We start from the raw sequence: 18,518 nt of genomic DNA, 5'->3' as shown, positions 1-18,518 counted from the left end.
ACCGCTCGATTGCCCCACTCGACGGTCGATCTCCGATCGGAGAACATCTCGCCCATGCGCGGACCCCGCCGTCCCCAATGGCCGACCTCGCGCGACGCGTGCGCCGCGGCCTTCCTGCTCCTGCTGCTTCGCGCCTCAGCCGTGGCGTTCGTCCGCTCCGAGCCGGTGTCGGAGCAGATGGCGCCGGTCTCGTCGCGCGTCGAGCCCGTGGCAATCACCGAGGCGCTCGTCGTTGGCGGCGTCACTCGGGGTCGACGCACGCCCGTTCGCATCGACGCGATTGAAGCGCAACTTCTCAAGGGGACCTTCGCGGCTCCTGACGAGGGATCCACGCTCCAGTTCCCCGATGGACGCACCTTGCAGTGGAACCGGGTCACGGCCGGAGACGATGGCTTCCTTCGCAACGAGGGGCTTCGAGGCGGCTACGCATTCGTGCGCATCGAGAGCGATGCGCCGCGGGTCATGCTCCTCGACGCCACGGCCCACGGCATGGTCTATGTGAACGGTGAGCCGCGCATGGGCGACCTCTATCAGCATGGCATCACCGTGCTGCCCATCGAGCTGCGAGAGGGGACGAACACACTTCTCTTCTCGGCGTCGCGCGGCGTGCTGAGAGCAACACTCAGCCCTTTGCCGGAGCCGCCGACACCAACTCTCGAGCGACGCGACCTGACGGCGCCAGACCTCTTGGTGGGGCGCGCGGTCGACACGCATCTCGGTGTGCTGGTCATCAATCCGCGGACCGAGCCGCTTCGCGGCGCCACCATCCACGCGCGCCTCGCCGGCGGCGAAGTCACTGTCTCCGCCGTGCCGGAGATTCCGCCCCTCGGAGTGCTCAAGGTGCCCGTTCGGCTGATCGGCGCAGCGCCGCGCGAGATGGGCGTCCTCACGGTCGATCTCGAACTGCGAGCTCGCCCTGAAGGCGCGGAGGCTCCTCAGGAGAAAGTGAGCCGACTGGATGTGTCGCTCCGAGCGGTCGATGGGAGCGCCATGCGCCGCGAGACCTTCGTGAGCGGCATCGACGGAAGTGTGCAGTACTACGCCATTCAGCCCGCGGCGCCCGAGGGCGATGAGAGGCCGGGCCTCATCCTCTCGCTGCACGGCGCGAGCGTTGAAGCCAGCGATCAAGCGGCGGCATACTCGCGCAAGTCGTGGGCGCATCTCGTCGCGCCGACCAATCGTCGGCCCTTCGGCTTCGACTGGGAGGATTGGGGGCGACTCGATGCCCTCGAAGCGCTCGCCGACGCTGAGGCGCGACTGACTCCCGATCCGCTGCGTCGATGGGTCACCGGCCATTCGATGGGCGGCCACGGAACTTGGCATCTGACCGTGCACGACACCCACCTCTTCGCCGCCGCGGCGCCGAGCGCCGGCTGGATCGCCTTTCCTCCGGGCGGTGCCGATCTCGATCCCTCTCATCCGGTTGGCGCCATCCTCCATCGCGCGGCGCTCCCGAGTCGCACGCTCGAGATGCGCGAGAACCTTGCGCGACTGGGCATCTACATCCTGCATGGTGAAGCCGACGACAATGTCTCCGTCTCAAACGCGCGAACCATGCGCGGCGAGCTCGGCCAGTTTCACACTGATTTCGCCTATCGGGAGCAACCCGGAGCCGGTCACTGGTGGGGCCAGGAGTGCATGGACTGGCCTCCGTTGATGGACTTCCTGCGAGCCCGCTCGCTCCTCCCGACCGCCAAGCGCGGGAGCGTGACCTTCGTCTGCGCGTCGCCCACAGTCAATGGTCGTTGCGATTGGGCGCTGATCGATGCGCAGCAGGAGCCGTTTGTTCGATCTCGCATCGATCTGAGGCGCAACCTTGGCGATCGGCGCGTCGATGGCTCCACCTCGAATGTTGAACGACTCGCGATCGATCTGAGCGCCGCGGGCTTTGACGGTGAGGCGCCGCTGCGAGTTGAACTCGATGGCGCGGTGCTCGCCGACCTGCCGTGGCCGAGTGACGGCGTGCTCTGGCTTGAGCGAAAGGGTGATGTCGCATGGGCCCGCATCGACCCGCCCGGCCCCCAACTGAAGAACCATCGGCGCGGCGGACCATTCAAGAGCGCCTTCACGGGTCGCGTGCTCTTCGTCTATGGCACCCGCGGAAGTCCGGAGGAGAACGCCGCCCTTCTCGCGAAGGCTCGCTTTGACGCGGAGATCTTCTGGTATCGCGGCAACGGCTCGATCGAGGTGATTCCCGATCATCAGTTCGACCCCTCCGCCGATCCCGATCGCAATGTGGTGCTCTATGGGAACGCTGACACCAATGGAGCGTGGGAGGCGCTGCTGCGAGAGAGCCCCGTGCAGGTGGGGCGCGCCGGCGTGCGGGTCGGGTCGCACACGCTTCTCGGCGATGACCTGTGCACTCTCTTCATTCGACCGCGGCCCGGGAGCAATATCGCCAGCGTCGGCGCGGTGAGTGGCACAGGCCTCGTCGGTACCCGGTTGGCCGAACGCATGCCCTACTTCCTGAGCGGAGTGGGCTATCCCGATGTCGTGGTGATCAGCGCCGAGATGCTCGAGCGAGGTCTCGATGGCATTCGCTTGGCGGGCTACTTCGGCAATGACTGGTCGACGGAACGAGGGACCTTCGGCGTGATGCCAGCACAAGCCCCGCCGCCGGTGGCGCCTGAACCGGAGCCCGCGAGCGCGCCTGAGCCGGCACCGGTGCCAGAGCCAGCTGCGGCACCAGCGCCTCCTGAGCCCACACCACCGAGCGACCCGGCGCCTGAGCCTGGCCCACAACCTGAGCCTGAACCAATGCCGGATCCAGCGCCACCGCCCGCGCCAGATCCCGCTCCGGACCCAGCGCCAGATCCCGCGCCGGACCCCGCGCCAGATCCCGCGCCGGACCCAGCGCCAGATCCCGCTCCGGACCCGTCACCTGACCCCGCGCCCGATCCCGCGCCTGATCCAGACCCAGTTCCCGAGCCTCTACCCCGCTCTCGCATCGACCGCTGATCCTCAACCAACAAAGAAAGGCGGCGCCAGGCCTCGACCTGGCACCGCCTTCATCGTTCAGCACATCTGTCGGATCGATGATCCGACATGGATCATCGCTCCGCGACGACTCTCGACCAACTCACGGTGAGGCCGAAGGCGTCCACACGGGCACATTGGGCAGATTCAGGCCGCCGAGTTCACGCACCTGCGCGGTGCTCTTCTTCACATCGTCGCCGACAGGCTCCGCGCGGCCGCCGATGTGCTTGGCGAGGAACGCCTCGGTGATCGCATTGAAGGCCATGTTGTTGTCGGGGCGAGCGAATCCGTGACCTTCATCGGGGAAGACAACATAGGTCACAGGAAGCTGGTGGCGCTTCATCGCCTCAACGATCTGGTCGCTCTCGTGCACCTTCACGCGAGGGTCATTGGCGCCCTGACCGATCAGCAGCGGGCGCTGAATGCGCTCGACATGCGTGAGCGGTGAAATCGTGTCGAGGAAATCCGGCTCCGAGAGTGCTCCGACGCGAGTCTCGAACATCGCGATGAGCGGCTCCCAGTACGGTGGAATGCTCTGAAGCAGCGTCCTGATGTGGCTCGGACCCACGATGTCAACACCGCAGGCGAAGAGCTCCGGATCACGAGTCAAGCCCGCCAAAGTCGCGTAGCCGCCATAGCTGCCACCCATGATGGCCACCCTATTCGGATCGGCGTAGCCCTTCTTGATCGCCCACTCGACTGCGTCGTTGAGGTCATCCTGCATCTTGGCGAACCACTCTCGGTTGCCCGCGTTCAGGAAGTCCTTGCCGAAGCCGGTTGACCCTCGGAAGTTGACGCCGAGGACGGCGTAGCCGCGATTGGCGAGCCACTGGTGATAGGGGTTGTAGCCCCAACTGTCCCGCGCCCATGGACCACCGTGCACCATCAGCACCATCGGTGCGTTCTTCGCATCGGGGCTCGGCAGCGTGAGATACGACGGCAGCGTCAGCCCGTCGCGTGCAGGGATCTCGACCGTCAGCATCGGCTGCAGGGGCTTGCTCGCCAGCGCCGGCCGCGCGGCGCCGAGGTAGACGCCCTTGCCAGCCTTGCGATCCCACAGCCACCACCGCGCGGGCGAGAGATCGCTGCGGTAGATGACCACCCACTTGCTGTCATCGCGGCTGCGGCTTGTGACCTCGAAGTCGCCGCGATCGAGCTTCGCCAGCGCCTCGAAGTCCCTGCGAATGGCGTCCGAGAGAATGGTCCACTCGCTTCGGAGGTACTCGCTCTCCACGGCTTCAACATCGCGCGAGTCGGGGTTCACCATGGCACCGCTGACATCAGCCTTGTCGTTGGCGTAGATGAGTTCCTGCTTCCCGTCATCGGGCGACGGGGTCACCCGGAAAAGTGCCGCAGTGTTCCGATTGCGCGAATCGATCATGTAGGCGCCGCGGCCATCCTTCGTGAAGCCGACGAACTAGGTCGTCTGCGCGTCTTCGAAAGGCACCTTCAGGAAGGTGTACCAAGGTCCGTCCGCCGAATCGCGGAGCTCCGTCGTGGTGGAGCCATCGGGCTCCATCTTCACACGGGCGCGGATGTTCCACTCTGGGTCGGGAACTACGCCGATCCATCCGGCAGTGTTCTCGAAGATCATCGTCGACTCGCCGGTGCGCGTATTCACCCGATGGGCATCGAGCATCCTCGGGTCACGCGCATTGCTCATGACAAGGATCTCGTCGGGGAACTTCTTGTCCGTGTCGAGGATCTGAGCGAGGGTGTTCTCTCCTGGTGTGAGGTTGCGCTCCTCGCCGGTGGCGAGGTCGACGGCGAAGACCTGGTAGTTCTCATTGCCGCCACGATCCTTCAGGTAGAGGATCTGCTCGCCGTTCTGGGCCCAACTGAATCGGCCGATGGGACGATCCGTCGACTTGGTCACGGGCCGCGGCTGTGCGGCGGCAAGGAGACCATCCGGTCCGACAGTGCTCACATCGAGCGGCGTCACCCAGACATTCAGCACACCCTCGTATGGAGCGAGGAACGCGACCTGGGTGCCATCCGGGGAGAGGCTCGGCGAAGCGCGCTCCGGGTTCCCGAAGATGACGGCGCGCGGGATCAAGGGCTTGTCCGACGCGGCAAGAGAAGTCGCGGTCGAGGCCGAGGTCGCGGCGAGCGCAGCCGCGACGAACAGTGTGCGGGAGAGTGGGTTCGACTGAACTTGGTTCATGGGTCAAGTCACTTTCTGTGCAGGTTGCGGAAGAGCATTTTTACAGGCCCAGCGGCCTTCAGGACGAGGCGATCCTCGCCCGGACACTCGACCTTGGGTATCTCGGCCGCCACAATGCAGACGCCGTGCTCAGAATCGGCCCGCTCCAACTCGAGACGCCCCTGCTCCTCGCTCCCATCGCGGGCCACTGTGACCTCGCCTTCAGGGTGCTCTGCCGTGAGCTGGGGGGCGTCGGATTGGCCAGCACCGACCTTCTCAACTCCCGGGCGATTCTCCGGGGGACACCCAAGAGCGTAGCCCTGGCCGCCACGAACGAGTTCGATGACCCCTGCGGAATGCAGCTTTACGGCAACTGGGAGGACCCGCTTGCAGAGGCCGCATGCTGGGCTGTCGATCATGGCGCGAAGCTGATCGACATCAACATGGGGTGCCCCGTCGACAAGGTGGCGAAGAAGAACGGCGGCTCTCTTCTGCTCTGCGACCCTGGGTCAACCGTGCGCCTGGCCGAACGGATCGTGCTGGCGGTCGAGCGGCACTCTCGCGGCCAGGTTCCTGTGACGGCCAAGGTCAGACTCGGGTGGGATCCAGAGCACTTTGTGGCCCCTGCGCTGGCACGGGCCCTCGAAGGCGTAGGCATCGCCGCGATTACCGTGCACGGGCGCTACACCGTCCAGCTCTTCAGCGGCAGAGCAGACTGGGATCGGATCGCCGAGGTTGCCGCCGCCGTCGACCGAATCCCGGTCATCGGCAACGGAGACATCACCGAGCCTGCCCAAGCCGCCGAGGCACTGATGAAGTTCGGCTGCTCGGGGGTCATGATCGGCCGTGGCGCCTTGAGAACGCCTTGGATCTTCCACCGGAGCTGGTCGCTCATTCGTCACGGGACACTTCCCGCCGAGCCGAGCCTGGAAGCTAAGTGCGAGGTAATCCTTCGACACATCGAGCTTCTTGAGAGTTATCAGGACTCTAGGACAGCCGTTGAGACCATGCGGAAGAGGATTTCCTGGTATGGCAAGACCATGGGTCACATCAAGCCGCTCAAGGAAGCGGTCAGGACCGCCCATGATCTTGAGACCATGCGGGGCTCCGTTAAGTCCTATATCCTGAACAGACGATGCCCCGTCCGCGGGCCCGCTGACAGCGCCAATGCGGGTCGTGGTGGAATGGACCAGTAACTGAGCGTCGGCAGGGGTTCAGATTTCACTTTCTTCGGGGGAATACCGATCGAATCATTTGCATCGGCGTCCATCTCTGCTAGTCTTGGTCGCTGGATGGGAGGGGTGAGTGCTCCTTCCGTGGACATCATGCAGTGCAAAGAGAAGGAACACCGCATTCGCGGTGGCAACCGCTCTCGGAGGAAGGACGATGGCTTCAAATCTGTTTGGGCGAGCTGGGTTGGCAGTCGTTGGCGCGGCAGTTGCTCTGACCGCGTCCGCCGATGCGGCCACCATCATTTTCAACACGGTGGTGACGAACACCTCGAACTCGGTGCAGACCTATTCGATCACCGAGACCGCGGTGGCTTCCGTTGCCGGTCCCACGCTGATCTCCGGATCAGTGACGGGCACCGTGACGGACCTCAACGGTAACAGCGCGACCGTCGCCCCGGTTTTCGGAGGCAGCATCTACACCGCGATCATCGATCTGGTGAACCCGGTGCAGTCGCTCCTCACCGGTGCACCGGCAGCGTTCTCGGCGGGTCAGTTCCTCTCCGGAAACTCGACTCCTGAGGCGTTCTTCAATGTGCCGTCGATCCAGGTGAACAACTTCATCTCGATCCGACTCGAGTTCACCCTGACGCCTGGTGACTCGGCGAGCTTCACCAGCATCTTCACGGTGATCCCGTCGCCGGCTGGTTTCGCCGTGATGGGCGGTCTGGTCGCTCTGCGTCGTCGACGACGAGATTGATTCAAAAGGTTCTCTTGCCCAGCCGCTCGGCTGAGGCAGGATTGGGAAGTGCTCCCCGGCGTGTGTCGCCGAGAGAGTCATGGATGGAATGAGAAAGATGATGAGCGCGGGCAGAGGTCCGACTCAAAGAAAGGTCATCGGAGGAAATATGGGTTCCGTTCGAATCGCATCTCTCGCTGCTCTGACTGCGGCGTCCGTCTCCGCCTTCGCGGCTGCGGGCACCCCCCCGGTTGTCAATGTCGATGTCAATGTCAACGGGAACAACACGAACTACCTGCCCGCGGGCACCGCGACCGCCTTCACCGGCGTCTACAACTTCGTGGGCAGCGGCGCAGGGGTCAGCCACCTGACTTCGTGGAATTTCAACGCCACGAACAATCTGGAGACCTCGCCAGCGTTCGTCAGCGGAAACTTCACCTTTGTCAACACGAGCGCCGGTCTCGCTGACTTCGATGTGCTGATCACCCTCGACACTTCGCCCCAGGGTCCATTCACCCTGATCGGTGGCTCGGTGTCGGGCGGCCTGACGGCTGACTTCGACGGTGGCTTCTTCTCGAGCACCGGCGGAGCACCGATCTGGACCTCCTACATCGATGGCGTCTTCCAGGCATCACTGCTGAACCTGGCTGGCCCGGTGACCGCGAATCCGTTCGACAGCGTGAACATCGGCGCTGACTTCTTCGGCGATCCGATCCCCGACATGGTTGGCCCGGCTCTGGGCAATGCCATGCAGATCCGCTTCCGGTTCACCCTTGGTGCGGGCGATCAGGCGAGCTTCACCAGCGTCTTCGTGGCTGAGGTCGTTCCGGCTCCCGCCGGACTGGCCCTCCTGGGTCTTGCTGGCTTCGCTGGCCGTCGCCGCCGGAACTAAGTCCCCCCATCCGATAGCACTCTGAAGCGGGCCGGCTCACACGAGTCGGCCCGCTTTGTTTTTTGAACCAAGTGGCGGCGCGTGCCCGTTCGAACGGCCTCTCCCATCCCGGTGCCAGACGCATCGATGGAGTCAGCGCTCGAACAGCCCGTGGTCAACCAGCGAGTTCGCCCGGCTTCGGAAGCTCGTCGATTCGGGCCAAGCCGAAGACCCGCAGGAACTCGCGGGTGGTGCCGTAGAGCATGGGACGGCCGAGCTCCTCGGCTCGACCCACGATTCGCACCATGCGCCGCTCCATAAGGGTTCGGAGCACCTCGCCGCAGGCGACACCCCGAACGCTCTCAATATCTGCCCGGAGAATGGGCTGCCGATAGGCAATGATCGCGAGGGTCTCGAGTGCTGCTGGCGAGAGGCGCCCATCGGCACGGGCGGAGCGGATCCGCACCATCAATGGGCCGAGCGCCGGCCGCGTGAGGATCTGTCGTCCGCCAGCCACCGCCTCGATGCGGAAACACCGGCCAGTCGACTCGTAGCTGGCATTGAGTTCCTCGATGGCCGCGTGCACCATTCTGGCGGCATCACTCGAACGCCCTGCGCCCTGGACCGAGGCGGCCAGGCCCAGAATCGACGCAATCTTCGCATCGGGCAGTGGGCGATCGGAGCAGAGGAGGATCGCCTCAACGCGCTGCGTGAGGGGCAGCTCAGCACAGGGCTCTTCAGGCGTGGACAACTCGGGGGTTGATCGCTCGGCGCTTCCGCTCGCCTTTCGCCCACGCGTTCGAGGAGGTGACGCGGCCTCATCCGGCTGGTCGGGGTGGCCGCCACTCACTGCATCCTGAGCGTTCGGAGGCATATCCGCGTCACCGGTGATGGTCTCGTCCTCCGCGATGACATCACCAGGCGCAGCGACCGCGACCGCGGGTTCCGCGGCCTCTCCGACTTCCATGTCGGACGCTGACTTCGATCGTCCTGATCGCCTCGTCACCGTGTGTTCGCTATCGACGCGCGAGCGTCAACTTCGTGAATGCAAGATTGCGGGCTCGGTCAAGTTGCTCCCGCTGACGCGAGGTGCGCACAGACCCGTCGGTGAGCTGTGAATCGATCGCCGCAAGCTCCGCCTCGACCTTCGGTCGGTCGATGGCCTCGGCAGCGGTCGCTCCATCGGCCAGCAGCGTCACCGTGCCCCCCTGCATCTGTGCGAAGCCGCCACCGATGGCGAACTGCCTTCGATTGGAGCCGTTGGTCACCGTCAGAACTCCAACCCCGAGGCGCGTCAGGAACGGTGTGGTGCCGGACATGACACCCAACTGGCCATCCCAAGCGGGAAGGTTCACATAGTCCGCCGCCTCATCGAAGAGCGACTCGGTCGGCGTGACCACCATGCATCGAAGTCGGTCGGCCATAGGGGCTAGATCGTAGCGGACGCAGCCGCCAGCGCAAAGTTGCGGAATCGAGGCTCGTCGGTGACCTCCCGGACGATCAGATCCCGAAGCCACTCCGGCGGGGTGACCGCGGCTGGATCGACGCCGTGGGGAATCTCGACCTCGGCCATGACCAGGGCCCGCCCTTCGACAGGCGGCAACCCATGGAACTCATCGATCTCCCAGGTCAGGCCGTTGGCGCCGCGCACTCGATGACGCGTCTTGCGCAGTCGACGCCCCACCGTGCGGGGCCACTCGCGGAAAAAGGTCGCCGCATCGATCTCGCGCTCGACTTCCTCGCGCACCAGGCCGAGCCCGCGCTTCACGGTGTGAACGAAGGCCTCTCGCCCGCTCTCATCGACCGTGCGTCGAAAGCGGCCTTCAAACTCGCCACCCGCGGGAAGGTAACCCTGCTCGATGCGAAGGACTTCGACCGAACCTGGCGGCATTGTCGGCATGGCGCGCAGGAGGAAGGTCCGCTCGACTTCCAGATCGCCGGGAGTCGCGTTGCCGGATGAAGGTCGATTCATGGCACGCCCTTCACCGCGCTCCCGCGGGATGAAGTCGGCGCGACCACTCCGAGACGAGATGCGCGAGCACATGCTTCATGTTGAGGTTCGCCCGAAGCTCCGCATCGACGCCATGGAGTCGATCGATCGCCTCAAGCCAGCGCTCCGCCCGATCTGGGTTCTGGTCCTTCACCGCCTCTCGCAGGCGCGACTGCGCGAAGGCGCCGAGCATGGCGAGGAGGGCTCTCGCCCCGGCACGGTTGGCAGCCTCCTTGCTCGCCTGCTCATTCGCCTTCACGATCGACTTGGCATGGTCGTCGACGAACTCCGCCATCGCTTCGGCGAGCGTGGCGCTGTAGCCACCCTTGGCCAGCGCTTCGACTCCGGGTCGCAGCGACTCCCATGCAGCCGGTAGGCCCGCGTCAACTGCCAGCTTCGCCATGCCCGGCGATCCGCACGCGAAGCCGTCGACCCACGCGCGCTCCGAGGCCGACGGCGCAAGGTTGCTCTGAGACCACCAGCGCGCCATCGCATCGGGAGGCAGCGTGCCGAACGCGATGCGCTGGCAACGGCTCCGAATCGTCGGGAGCAGGCGATCCTCCTGCTGAGTGCAGAGGATGATCCATGTCCGCTCCGGCGGCTCTTCGAGCGTCTTGAGCATGGCGTTCTGCGCCTCGACCTCGAGCAACTCCGCCTCGTCGATGATGAAGACTTTGCCGTGGCCGAGCAGCGGCGTGCGAAAGACGGGCGGCGTGTTCGCGGAAGCAGCCCCCCCGCCGAGCATGCGCTCGCGGAGAAGGTCGAGCGGCAGATTCGTCTGCTTGCGCTCGCGCAGTTCTCGCATCTCGCTCTCCGCAGCCAACTCCTTGCGGATGACATGGAGATCGGGATGGGTCCCCGCGTCGATCAGCCGTGCGACCTCGGTGTCCCGCGGCGGCTCGAAGCGCTCGATGTGATCGCCGGTCGTCGCGGGGTCGAGCAGGAGCCGTGCCAGTCGCATCGACGCGGTGAACTTGCCGACACCCAGCGGACCATGGAGGATCCACGCATGGTGCAGGCGGCCGCGCCTCAGCGCGCGGACCATCGCGCGAACCGCGTGATCCTGCCCCAGAAGCGCGGCGTTCAACGCGGAACCTCAACCAGTCGGCTCGGCTGCGGCACGGCAAGATCGGGTCGACGAGGATCGCCCTTGATCATGAGCTCCTCGCCATTGAGCAGCGAGGTTGGGAAGCGCTTGCGGTAGGCCTCGACTTCATCGGAGTAGAGCGTGCTTTGCGCGTCATACGCCCGCGAGTTGAACGCGCCCACCGTCACGATACTCGTGAGCTGATCGGCATCGTGGTAGTACCACGCGTCCACACCCTGCGCCCGTAACTGCTGGCAGTAGGACTCGGCCGCACGACGAATCTGAGGGAAGGTCATCGTGCCACTCCCAAGATCGCTCCATGCAGCGACCTGGAGCGTGTAGATCACCCGCACATTGGGGTTCTGGAGTCGGATCTGGCGGAGATCCCACGGACCGATCCGTTCATCTCCAGACTGCTCGAGGCGCGCAAGCATGGCGCGTTGGAAGGGCCTCGAATCGCCGATCACGATCTGCTTCAGCTCATCGAGCGCCGGGCGAGCTCGCGGATCTCGTGGACCGTCGTATCGACCCCACATGACCACGCTGCCAGATGCGGTGCTTCGCACGAACGCGCCCTGGAGCTGCGGGATCTGCTGCTGGAACTGACGGCATGCCGCCTCGGCGACGGCACGATGGTCATCACCTCCGAAGGTCATGAGCGCAATGCTCCAGACAGGACGGCCCTCGTCCGCGACACGCCCCGCGGAACTGTCGGCGGCGTCAGAGCGTCGCGCGCCGCGCGCGGCCGAAGCAGTCGCAGCCTGTTCCACACTGGTGCTTCCACTGCGAGAGGCTTCCGGGCGCGGAGTGCCTCGAGCGCCAGCGTCCTCAAGGGAGATGGCAACGCCGGAGTCATCGTCGACCCCCGCCTGCCGACGAGCAGCGCCGCCGACCCTCGATACCGGCAACGCTGGCTCGAGCGCCGCAAGTCCTTGCAGGTCCGAGTCGGCACCAGATGTGGCGACAGCGCCAGGGCCCGCGCCAGTCGGCTGAGTTGATGGACCAGCGCCTCGATTCACACGCGCCATTGGCTCCGGCGCCTCACTCTGACCGGGCTGGAGGCGATTACGCGGGCGGCGAACCCAGATGTTGTCATCGATCTCATCGCCCTGATTCATCAGGGAAGTCGGTGTGACCTCGGCGACGGGAGCCGGTGCGGCGAGCCTCGCCACCGCCTCGCGAGCCTTGGCCTCATTCGATGTGGAGTTGCAGGCCGACAGTCCACATAGAAGGATGAGAAGGAGGCCCGGTGCCGACCTGAGAAACAAGGTATTACCGGCCACGCGCACCACACCCCGGGCAGCCGTCTTCCACGGCGCACCATCATCTGACGAGAGGCGAAGGTGACAACGACACAAAGTCAAGTGGCGTCCAAGGTTGCGCCATCCTGGCGATTTGCGAATCCTTCAAGCCGCATCTTACATGCCGACGATACAACTCAGACAAGAAGCTGCTGCGGAGTCGCGCTTCGGATGAGTGTCGACTCGGGTTCCAAGGACGCGGCACTTTCGAGAGTCGTCGGGCGTTCAAGGATGGACGGCCCGCCGAGGAGCCTTCGCTACAGATGCCAGACATTGCTTCCATCGGCCCCTCGACTGGACCCATCTCACCGGTGGCGTCGCCTCGTCCTTATGGCGCGCCCGCACCGGTCGAACAGCGCCCAACCGCCGATCGAGCGGAGATCTCCGATCACGCGCGACACTTGGAGCGCCTGCGTTCTCTTCCCGATGTTCGCTCCGCGAAGGTCGATGCCATTCGTGACTCGATCGCCCGTGGAACCTACGACACTCCCGAGCGCATGAAGGTCGCGCTCCAGCGCCTGCTGGATGACCTGACTGCGTAAGCCGACTGCGGGGTGTCGGCGCCTCATCATGCGCCGGATCATTGTTCTGCTTCTGGCTGTACTGCTCGGTGCGGCGACGACCTTCGCCTTCGCCGCGTATGCGCTGATCTCTGCCGGTCCGGCGGAGCGGATGAGCACTTCCATCGTCGTTCGCAACGGGACCGAGGGATGGATCGTGCGGAGGCTCGACCGGTTCGGGCTCATATGGATCAACTGCGAGCGGCTTCGCCCGCCGCTCGTGAATGCGGCGCCGACGCTCATGGACATTCCCTCATGGTCGATTCCACCGGAGGGCCCATGGCCCGCCGGCGGAAATCCGCGGGTGGCGACACTGGCCGTCGGCTGGCCTGCACCGATTGCTGCGCGTCAATGGACGACCACTTCGCTCAGCCAGATCTTCCCTCTTCAGGTGGAGCAGGATGATGGACGCGACAGTCTTCGCCGTGCCGCGGGTCGCTTCATCGACGCCGACGGCGGACCTCCGCGCGTCTTCCTCTGGCGAGGGTTCCTCGTCAATACGGGCATCTTCTCGCTCGCATGGGCCATTGTCGGGTGGAGCGTGGCTGCGCTCTGGACGGCGCTATTCCACCGGCAGGAGCGGAACGATGAGGCGAACAAGGATGAGCAGCGCTAGACCGAGGGCGATCATGCCGACGATCACCTGCACGAACATGACGACCACGGCCGCCCAGTAGCGCTCCATCGATCCAAGGCGGACCGCCTTCCAGACCATCGCAACGCAGAAGACGAGCGGAACGGCAAGCAGGTACCAGAGCGCTCCAGCCGACGGCATGGGGGAGACGAAGGGAATCCAGGCGATGGTGCTCATGCCTCCTCCTCGGCAAGGCGACGCGCTCGAGAGGCGGCGTCGAGCATGGCGACCAGGTTCATGAGTCCGCCGAGGGCGATGTAGAGCATGCCGATGTCGTTCACGACACCCACGCCCTTGTAGATGTTGATCTTCACCTCGCTCGGTGGTCCGCCGGGTGCCAGAGCCGGTCCGGGACTCGCGATCAACTCGCCGACGCGCGGCGGGTCCTGCTGAAGCAGACGCTCATTCGCAAAATCGGCGACGAAGGCGATTGGACCGTTCCAGGCTTGCGCGAGAAACCACGGTCCATCCTCCCGTTGATCGACCGCGTCGATCCCGCCGATCAGGAGGCCGCCCAGAAACAGCCCGAGCACGCCAGCCCCCACCAGAAGACCGCGCCGCCGCTCACCGAGCCACCAGTGACCCAGACCCGGAAAGGCCCAACCCAGCACGAAGGCGATCGCCCCTCGGCCAAGGAGAATCGCGCCAGCGCCGACTGCAATCAGGATGAATGTCTTGGACCAGAGCACGCCGCGTTCTTCGGATGGTTTCCATTCAGATGCTACAGTGTGCTTCACGCATGAGTCACGCCGAAGGGAAACCGGATCCGCAATCGGAGCAGGAGCGCTGGAAGAGCGTGGTTGATCGTCGGTCGGGTCTCGACCGTCGGCAACTCGAAGCGCCCAGTTCGACCAACCTCGAGCGCCGCCGTGGGCCCGGGCGCCGCCTCACGGACTTCGTGAAGAGCGCGGAAGAGGGGGAGATGAACCGCGAGCAGTTCCTCTTCCTGCTCGCGATCGATGCCTTCAAGCGCGTCAATCACAAGACCTTCCCCTCGTGGACGGATGTGCTCGAAATCATCCGGAAGCTCGGCTACCGCAAGACGATGCCCAGCGAGCTCCAACTCGGGCGCGATGTTCCCGATTGGACAGAGAAGCCCACGGCACCGAGCGGCGTTGACCGGGAAGCTCCGAACGACGATCGCTGATCGAGGTCACCCGCGGTTGCGGGGCAGAGCCTGACGACTCAGGCCTTGCTCTTGTAGTAGTCCGCGTTGATCTGGATGTACTTCTGCCACTCCTCGGGCAGGTCATCCTGCGGGAAGATGGCGTGAACAGGGCACTCGTCCACGCAGAGGCCGCAGTCAATGCAGGTGTCCGGGTCGATGAAGAGCTGATTGCTCTCACCGTGATCGCCGTCGCTCTTGGTGGGATGAATGCAATCGACCGGGCACACCTCGACGCACGCGGTGTCCTTGGTTCCGATGCAGGGTTCGGCAATGATGTGGGCCATGGGGGAGCGGCGAATCCTACGGTCACCGAGGACCCGCCGCCAAGTGCTCGTCACCAATCAGCGTGGAGACCTGCGTCACGGGCCTGTGGCGGTGCAATGCGCGCAGGGCGAAATGTCATGGTGCAAAAAAGCCGCCGGAGCCGACATAGCCGGCTCCGGCGGCGGTTCGTTCACTGCGGAGAAGATTACTTGCGAGAGGACTTCTTCTTCTTCGAAGTCTTCTTCGCAGCCTTCTTGGCGACCTTCTTCTTCGCCTTCTTGCGAGCTGCCATGTGCCAGGCTCCCTTCGTTACGCGTAGGTGTCGGAGTGAAGGAGTGCTGCCCGCGTAACGAAAGCAGACTCCCACATGGAGTTGTACCCTTATCGGCCACGAATGCAAGTCGACTTCAGAGAATTCGGTGAGGATGTCCCTGTTGGGGGTCTCGATGCACGCTGAGCGCGCGTCGCCATCAGATGTCGGTGGTGATGCAACACCGCGCCCGGCGCTTCGCATTGTGGTGCATGGCGCGAAGGGTCGCATGGGTCGGCGCATCGTCGCGTGCGCGGCAGAGACGCGGTCATTCACGATCGTCGCCGAGCTTGATCAAGGTGACTCGGAACGCTGGATCGGCTCATCCGACAGCGCCGACGCGATCATCGACTTCAGTTCCGATCGCGGAGCGCAGGTTGCGGCGAGAGCGGCAGTTACGAAACGATCAGCGCTCCTGGTCGGAACCACCGCACTCTCCCCGGAGACACTCTCCATGTTGCGCGACGCCGCACGCTCGGTGCCGGTCATGGTGGCGCCGAACACCTCGCTCGGGGTGGCGGTGACTCGTCGACTGGTCGCCGAGGCGGCGCGTCTCCTGGGGTCGGAGTTCGACATCGAGATCGTCGAACGCCACCATCGGCACAAGCTCGACGCGCCTTCCGGCACAGCCAAGGCCCTGGCTGAGTCTCTCGACGGTGCCGGACGCCCGATTTCGCCCGAACGAATCCATGCCCAGAGGCTGGGGGATGTCATCGGAGAGCACACCGTGACCTTCGCCGGTCCCGGCGAGGTGATCGAGATTCGCCATGCGGCGACCAGCCGCGACCTCTTTGCGCGAGGCGCGCTGCGGCTCTCCTCGTGGCTCGTCCACCGGCCTGCCGGGTGGCACACCGTTGAAGAGTGGATCAGCGAGTTGAAGCACTCCCACGGCCCCGGAGGATTCGCATGATCCAGACCACCACGCTCAGGAACGGCATGACGGTAGCCGTCGAGACCTTCGATGGAGTCCAGAGTTGCTCCCTCGCATGGCTTTTGCCGGGCGGCAACTCCTATGACCTCGAGGGCGCCGCCGGTGACGGCGATTCCGCCCTCATCGCGGAGTACCTCCTTCGCGGCGTCGGCTCCATGAGCAGCCGTGAGCACAGCGAGGCGTTCGATCGCTTGGGCGCCGACCGTCACTCGAGGACGACCAAGTTCCACTTTCTGTTGAACTCGACGATGCTCTCGCAGCATCTCGGCGAGACCTTGAAGCTGGTGGCGCCGATGGTCACTGCGCCACGCTTCGACCCTGAGCACCTCGAACCTGTGAAGCGGCTGGCCCTCCAGGCGCTGGCCGGTCTCGACGACGAGCCGCAGCATGTCGCCTTCATCCGCGCCTCGGAGCGCCACTTCCCCGCCCCCTTCAACCGCTCGGGCTACGGTCACGCAGACGCGATTCAGTCAGCGACGGTGGAGCGCCTCAGGGGCGAGTGGCTCAGGAGGGCCAAGCCTGCTGGCTCAGTTCTTGCCGTCGCGGGCCGCATCCGAATTGACGAGGTTCTCGGAGTTCTGGAGCCTCTCATCAACGGATGGGAGGGCTCGTGCGAAGAACCCCGTGTGGCGGCGCCGCCGCTCGGAGGCAGCGTGCATGTGCAATCTGCAACGGCGCAGACCCACCTCGCCTTCGGGCTTTGGGCACCGGTCGAATCCGCGCCAGAGTCACTGCGGCATCGATTGGCCGTCCGCATCTTCGGCGGTGACACGAGCAGCCGACTCTTCACCGAGGTTCGTGAGAAGCGAGGGCTCTGCTACTCCGTGGGCTCGAGCGCCACACTCGGTCGCGACTTCGGCATCACCTCGATCTACGCCGGGAGCACCCACGAGCGGGCGCGTCAGACCCTGGGCCAGATTCGAGCGGAGATTCGACGCCTCGCCGACGGCGTGACCCCCGATGAGTTCGCCCGCGCCGTCGTGGGATTCAAGAGTCACCTTGTCATGCAGGGCGAAAGCATGTCGGCACGGGCCAGCGCCATGGCGGCCGACATCGTTCGCGTGGGGCGACCTCGGTCGCTGAAGGACCTGGCCGCCGAGGTCGACGCGGTCGACTTCGAGTCACTCAACGCCTATGTCCGCGGGCCGATGGCCGATCGCTGGTCGAAGGCTGAAACGCTCGCGGTGGTGGGCCCGCAGCCACTCGACTCGTGATCCGGCAGCTCCGCCGTTGTCGGAGCGCCACGGCCCCGCCCTATACTCGCCGCCATGTCAGTCGAGATGCTGGTTCTTGCTCCAGGCACGCGCGTGCGTGTGACCCAACAGATGCCGCAGGTCGAGAAGGTCTGGACCACGGCGGTTGAAGGCACCGTGGTGCGCTGGCGACAGGCGACCACGGGAAGCTGGTTTGCGCACGCCCGTAACGATCGCCTTTGGCTCGATCGCCTGGAGCTTCGTCGGGATGACGGCGAGCTCGTGACGCTCAATCTTGATCGATACAGCGTCATCGACCCGGTGGCGTGACTCACTGTTTCAAGCAGGCCGCGGCGTTGATGGCGCAACCACGCCCGCGTTGCACCACATCGTGTGGTTGAGCTGCGGCCTCACCACGCCAAGTGCGTTGGACCGCGCGAAGCCCGCGAGGCCGACTCCGTCAGTGACCGGCCTGCATCAGGCGCATCAGTTCGGCCACCTTCGCTTCAAGCGCAGCCACTCGTGCTTCGAGCGCCGTAACCTGGGCCGTTGTCGCGGGCACCGGGGGCGGCAATGCCGGCAGCGTCTGGAAGTGATGTGGCATGAGCGGGCGGATCATGTGATCGGGGTGCCACGGCTCAAGGACGACCGTCGCGGAAAAGGTGCGGTCGCCGCGACGAGCCGTGACCACCATCGAATCACCAGGCTTCGCGGCGCGGATGGCGGAGCGAATGGTGTCTTCGCCCGCGTCGGGAAGACCTTGCACCGCGATGATCAGATCGTGGACTTCGAGGCCCGCCTTGTCTGCGGGAAGACCCGGAATGACCTCGGCCAGCATCGAGACCTTTGACGGATCGAGGCCGAGGTGCTTGGCGAGGGCGGGAGGACACGCCTCGAGCTTGCCTCCCGCCATGGCTGCGGGCGGCACGAGTCGGTTGCCGGCCAGATCTCGGAAGCTCCCATCGGGAAGTGGCGTGGGCCTCGCCGCCGGTGGAGTCGATGCGGGAGGTGGCGTGGATTGGGCGGGGGCCGGAGTTGCTGCAACCGCGGCTGGTGCCGCGGTGCCGGCGGCGACCGCAGTTGAAGCCGTCCCCTGTTGTGCCGCAACGGAAGCACACGCAGCCAGGAGAACGCACGCGACAGGCAGTGAACGCCGGAAGGTTCGAAGCGTGATGCGCATGA

The 18,518-nt window shown here is 65.1% G+C and carries 21 protein-coding genes; 10 read left to right on the top strand and 11 right to left on the bottom strand.

Annotation, left to right across the window (positions count from 1 at the left end; translation table 11 throughout):
• Positions 1–54 precede the first annotated feature (54 nt).
• Positions 55–2,958, top strand: coding sequence for a hypothetical protein (locus KF724_00730; GenBank protein MBX3354205.1), 2,904 nt, complete (start codon positions 55–57; stop codon positions 2,956–2,958).
• A gap of 121 nt (positions 2,959–3,079) precedes the next feature.
• On the opposite strand, the gene KF724_00725 is transcribed toward KF724_00730, so the two are convergent.
• On the bottom strand, positions 3,080–4,357 hold the full coding sequence (locus tag KF724_00725; GenBank protein ID MBX3354204.1) for a S9 family peptidase: 1,278 nt from the start codon (positions 4,355–4,357) through the stop codon (positions 3,080–3,082).
• Between the two features lie 36 nt (positions 4,358–4,393).
• Positions 4,394–5,140 (bottom strand): PD40 domain-containing protein, encoded by a 747-nt coding sequence (locus KF724_00720; protein MBX3354203.1) that lies wholly within the window; start codon positions 5,138–5,140, stop codon positions 4,394–4,396.
• Between KF724_00720 and dusB the strand changes: the two genes are divergently transcribed.
• The 3 genes from dusB to KF724_00705 all read left to right on the top strand — a co-directional run bounded on the left by dusB (position 5,116) and on the right by KF724_00705 (position 7,919).
• Entirely contained in the window at positions 5,116–6,315 is a 1,200-nt protein-coding gene (gene dusB / locus KF724_00715; protein ID MBX3354202.1) for a tRNA dihydrouridine synthase DusB, read from the top strand. The two genes, KF724_00720 and dusB, sit on opposite strands and share 25 nt — an antisense overlap.
• A gap of 190 nt (positions 6,316–6,505) precedes the next feature.
• Positions 6,506–7,048: a hypothetical protein gene (locus KF724_00710; GenBank protein MBX3354201.1), complete on the top strand. Its 543-nt coding sequence runs from the start codon at positions 6,506–6,508 to the stop codon at positions 7,046–7,048.
• A gap of 148 nt (positions 7,049–7,196) precedes the next feature.
• The gene (locus KF724_00705; protein MBX3354200.1) at positions 7,197–7,919 is read left to right on the top strand and encodes a hypothetical protein; all 723 of its coding nucleotides are present in this window, start codon (positions 7,197–7,199) and stop codon (positions 7,917–7,919) included.
• A 154-nt stretch (positions 7,920–8,073) separates the two neighbouring features.
• On the opposite strand, the gene scpB is transcribed toward KF724_00705, so the two are convergent.
• The 5 genes from scpB to KF724_00680 are packed head-to-tail and all read right to left on the bottom strand — an operon-like array spanning position 8,074 to position 12,147.
• Complete coding sequence (gene scpB / locus KF724_00700; protein ID MBX3354199.1) at positions 8,074–8,865, bottom strand: SMC-Scp complex subunit ScpB; 792 nt, start codon at positions 8,863–8,865, stop codon at positions 8,074–8,076.
• Between the two features lie 49 nt (positions 8,866–8,914).
• Complete coding sequence (atpC, locus tag KF724_00695) at positions 8,915–9,322, bottom strand: ATP synthase F1 subunit epsilon (protein MBX3354198.1); 408 nt, start codon at positions 9,320–9,322, stop codon at positions 8,915–8,917.
• A 5-nt stretch (positions 9,323–9,327) separates the two neighbouring features.
• Positions 9,328–9,870 (bottom strand): hypothetical protein, encoded by a 543-nt coding sequence (locus KF724_00690; GenBank protein MBX3354197.1) that lies wholly within the window; start codon positions 9,868–9,870, stop codon positions 9,328–9,330.
• A 10-nt stretch (positions 9,871–9,880) separates the two neighbouring features.
• A complete protein-coding gene (locus KF724_00685; GenBank protein MBX3354196.1) occupies positions 9,881–10,975 on the bottom strand; it encodes a hypothetical protein in 1,095 nt (364 codons plus the stop codon).
• Entirely contained in the window at positions 10,972–12,147 is a 1,176-nt protein-coding gene (locus KF724_00680; GenBank protein MBX3354195.1) for a hypothetical protein, read from the bottom strand. The genes KF724_00685 and KF724_00680 overlap by 4 nt, the downstream gene beginning before the upstream one ends.
• Before the next feature lie 392 nt (positions 12,148–12,539).
• Between KF724_00680 and KF724_00675 the strand changes: the two genes are divergently transcribed.
• On the top strand, positions 12,540–12,818 hold the full coding sequence (locus KF724_00675) for a flagellar biosynthesis anti-sigma factor FlgM (protein ID MBX3354194.1): 279 nt from the start codon (positions 12,540–12,542) through the stop codon (positions 12,816–12,818).
• 28 nt (positions 12,819–12,846) lie between these two features.
• Positions 12,847–13,452: a hypothetical protein gene (locus KF724_00670; protein MBX3354193.1), complete on the top strand. Its 606-nt coding sequence runs from the start codon at positions 12,847–12,849 to the stop codon at positions 13,450–13,452.
• Here the strand turns inward: KF724_00670 and KF724_00665 are convergent.
• Both KF724_00665 and KF724_00660 read right to left on the bottom strand, forming a co-directional pair.
• Complete coding sequence (locus KF724_00665; GenBank protein ID MBX3354192.1) at positions 13,399–13,647, bottom strand: hypothetical protein; 249 nt, start codon at positions 13,645–13,647, stop codon at positions 13,399–13,401. The genes KF724_00670 and KF724_00665 overlap by 54 nt on opposite strands.
• Positions 13,644–14,159, bottom strand: coding sequence for a hypothetical protein (locus KF724_00660; GenBank protein ID MBX3354191.1), 516 nt, complete (start codon positions 14,157–14,159; stop codon positions 13,644–13,646). Before KF724_00660 ends, KF724_00665 begins: the two co-directional genes overlap by 4 nt.
• 50 nt (positions 14,160–14,209) lie before the next feature.
• On the opposite strand from KF724_00660, the gene KF724_00655 reads away from it, so the two are divergent.
• Positions 14,210–14,617, top strand: coding sequence for a hypothetical protein (locus KF724_00655; GenBank protein ID MBX3354190.1), 408 nt, complete (start codon positions 14,210–14,212; stop codon positions 14,615–14,617).
• Positions 14,618–14,655: 38 nt separating this feature from the next.
• Here the strand turns inward: KF724_00655 and KF724_00650 are convergent, their stop codons facing one another.
• The gene (locus KF724_00650) at positions 14,656–14,922 is read right to left on the bottom strand and encodes a ferredoxin family protein (protein ID MBX3354189.1); all 267 of its coding nucleotides are present in this window, start codon (positions 14,920–14,922) and stop codon (positions 14,656–14,658) included.
• 405 nt (positions 14,923–15,327) lie between these two features.
• On the opposite strand from KF724_00650, the gene dapB reads away from it, so the two are divergent.
• The 3 genes from dapB to KF724_00635 are packed head-to-tail and all read left to right on the top strand — an operon-like array spanning position 15,328 to position 17,666.
• Complete coding sequence (gene dapB / locus KF724_00645; protein ID MBX3354188.1) at positions 15,328–16,122, top strand: 4-hydroxy-tetrahydrodipicolinate reductase; 795 nt, start codon at positions 15,328–15,330, stop codon at positions 16,120–16,122.
• On the top strand, positions 16,119–17,357 hold the full coding sequence (locus tag KF724_00640; GenBank protein ID MBX3354187.1) for an insulinase family protein: 1,239 nt from the start codon (positions 16,119–16,121) through the stop codon (positions 17,355–17,357). The genes dapB and KF724_00640 overlap by 4 nt, the downstream gene beginning before the upstream one ends.
• 54 nt (positions 17,358–17,411) lie before the next feature.
• Positions 17,412–17,666 (top strand): hypothetical protein, encoded by a 255-nt coding sequence (locus KF724_00635; protein ID MBX3354186.1) that lies wholly within the window; start codon positions 17,412–17,414, stop codon positions 17,664–17,666.
• 130 nt (positions 17,667–17,796) lie between these two features.
• Here the strand turns inward: KF724_00635 and KF724_00630 are convergent, their stop codons facing one another.
• On the bottom strand, positions 17,797–18,516 hold the full coding sequence (locus KF724_00630; protein MBX3354185.1) for a PDZ domain-containing protein: 720 nt from the start codon (positions 18,514–18,516) through the stop codon (positions 17,797–17,799).
• Positions 18,517–18,518 lie beyond the last annotated feature (2 nt).

The organism is Phycisphaeraceae bacterium, from assembly GCA_019636735.1.
Lineage (GTDB): Bacteria > Planctomycetota > Phycisphaerae > Phycisphaerales > SM1A02 > VGXK01.
This window is presented reverse-complemented; position numbering and strand designations above follow the sequence as displayed.